This is a genomic window from Mesotoga sp. HF07.pep.5.2.highcov (genome assembly GCF_003666285.1).
GTDB lineage: Bacteria > Thermotogota > Thermotogae > Petrotogales > Kosmotogaceae > Mesotoga > Mesotoga prima.
Genome location: NZ_JFHJ01000372.1, coordinates 1 through 2,076 on the forward strand (window position 1 = coordinate 1; position 2,076 = coordinate 2,076).

Annotated in this window: 2 protein-coding genes; both read right to left on the reverse strand. The window is 46.6% G+C overall.

Going from position 1 to position 2,076, the window contains the following annotated elements:
- Positions 1 to 267: 267 nt before the first annotated feature.
- On the reverse strand, positions 268 to 1,467 hold the full coding sequence (locus BG32_RS08070; RefSeq protein ID WP_121526656.1) for an acetyl-CoA C-acetyltransferase: 1,200 nt from the start codon (positions 1,465 to 1,467) through the stop codon (positions 268 to 270).
- 10 nt (positions 1,468 to 1,477) lie between these two features.
- The coding region (locus BG32_RS08075; RefSeq protein ID WP_310793878.1) for an acetyl-CoA hydrolase/transferase family protein at positions 1,478 to 2,076 on the reverse strand (599 nt) is incomplete at its 5' end.

Sequence of the window (2,076 nt, forward strand, 5' to 3'; positions counted from 1 at the left end):
AATCCCCCTGCAGCGTTGATTTCGTCGATGGCAAGCTTCATTGCTTTTGCAGACTGGTCACCCGTGATATCTCCCAGGGGTACGACGGCACCAATCTTGATTGGAGTGGCGGCAAATGCAACAAAAGCGGTTACAGCCACCACCAATAATACTAACAGTACTCTTTTCACTTTCCCACCTCCTACGTAGGTTGTTCATGACGATTTTTGGTGCACTAGTACATCTAGACTTCATTACAGAAACGCAGTATTTACGATTTGCAAGAGATTAGACTCTCTTTACTACTACTGCGGTTCCCATTCCGCCGCCAATACACAGAGAAGCAAGACCAAACTCGAGATTTCTCTTCTCCATTTCATACAGGAGAGTAACTATTATCCTGTTTCCCGATGCGCCTATTGGATGACCAAGAGCAATCGCACCTCCATTGACATTAGTTCTCTCAAGAAGCCATTCCTTTGAAACACCGTAGATTTCCATGAGACCCTTCAGTACTGACAAAGACTGAGAAGCGAATGCCTCGTTAAGCTCTATCAACTCCATATCCTTTATGTTCATTGAGACCTTTTTGAGTGCCTTTTCGACCGCTGGAACGGGACCGAATCCCATATAGGCGGGGTCAACACCGGCCTGCGCAAAAGAGACTATCTCCGCGATCGGTTTCAGTCCGTACTTTTCTACTGCTTCTTCACTCGCAAGGACTGTCGCACTTGCCCCATCGTTTATTCCCGAAGAATTCCCGGCTGTTACCGAACCATCTTTCTTGAAGGCAGGCCTGAGTTTGCCAAGGATTTCCATGCTGGTATCTCTTGGGTGCTCATCGGTATCGAAAACGACGTCTCCCTTTCTTCCCTTTATCACAAATGGGACGATTTCATCTTTGAATCTTCCTGTCGCGATCGCTTCCTTGGCTCTCTTCTGGCTTTCAAGTGCAAATTCGTCCTGTTCAAGCCTACTGATACCGTATTTCTCGGCCAGATTTTCAGCAGTTACTCCCATGTGGTAGTCATTGAAAACGTCCGTGAGGCCATCCCGTATCATATGATCAACTACAGTACCGCTGCCCATTCTATATCCGAACCTTGCTTTATCTAGCATGTATGGGGCAATAGACATATTCTCCATACCACCGGTTAGCACTAGCTCGGCTTCGCCTGTGAGAATATCTTGCGCCCCTATCATCGTGGACTTCATTCCTGAACCACAAAGCATATTGACTGAGTATCCAACGCTCTCAATTGGAACACCTGCACCAATCGATACCTGTCTTCCCGGTCCCATACCCTGGTTTGCAGTTAGAATACAACCCATTATTGTCTCTTGAATGTTCTTAGGATCGACCTTCGACTGCTCTATTGCGGCTTTTGAAGCAGTAACTCCAAGATCCACGGCCGGTACATCCTTTAAAGTTCCTCCAAAAGTACCGATTGCAGTCCTTTTTGCACCAACAATGAAGACCTTTTTCATCAAGAACCTCCTATATTAATCCAATGTCGCGAGCTTGTTTTCTTAGCTCTGATCTGAAGTCCGGATGAGAAATATTCAGCAAGGCCTCTACTCTCTGGAATACGTTGAGACCTTTAAGCCTGGCAATCCCAAACTCGGTTACAACATAATCAGTATCCTGTCTTGGAACGGTAACGGGTGAGCCAAGCGGAAGAAGAGGGACGATTGTAGAAACGGCGCCTTTCTTTGCTGTCGATCTAAGTGCGATGATTCCCTTTCCATTCTTAGCCATGGAGGCACCTCTATGAGTGTCTAGTTGTCCTCCGGTACCGCTATAGTGCCGAGTTCCAATTGCTTCGGAACACACCTGCCCCGTGAGATCGACAGAGATTGCCGTATTTATAGAGACCATGTTTTCGTTCTGCGAGACAACGTACGGATCGTTGACATAGCTGCCTCTGAGCAGAAGCACACCAGGGTTGTCCTCAATGAAAGAATACATTTCCTTTGTGCCGAGTGCAAAAGTCGCAATAAACTTTCCGGGCCAAAGACTCTTCTTCCTATTTGTTATCGCTCCCTTTTCGAACAAGTGAATCATCGACTCAGTAAACATTTCGGTGTGAATTCCTA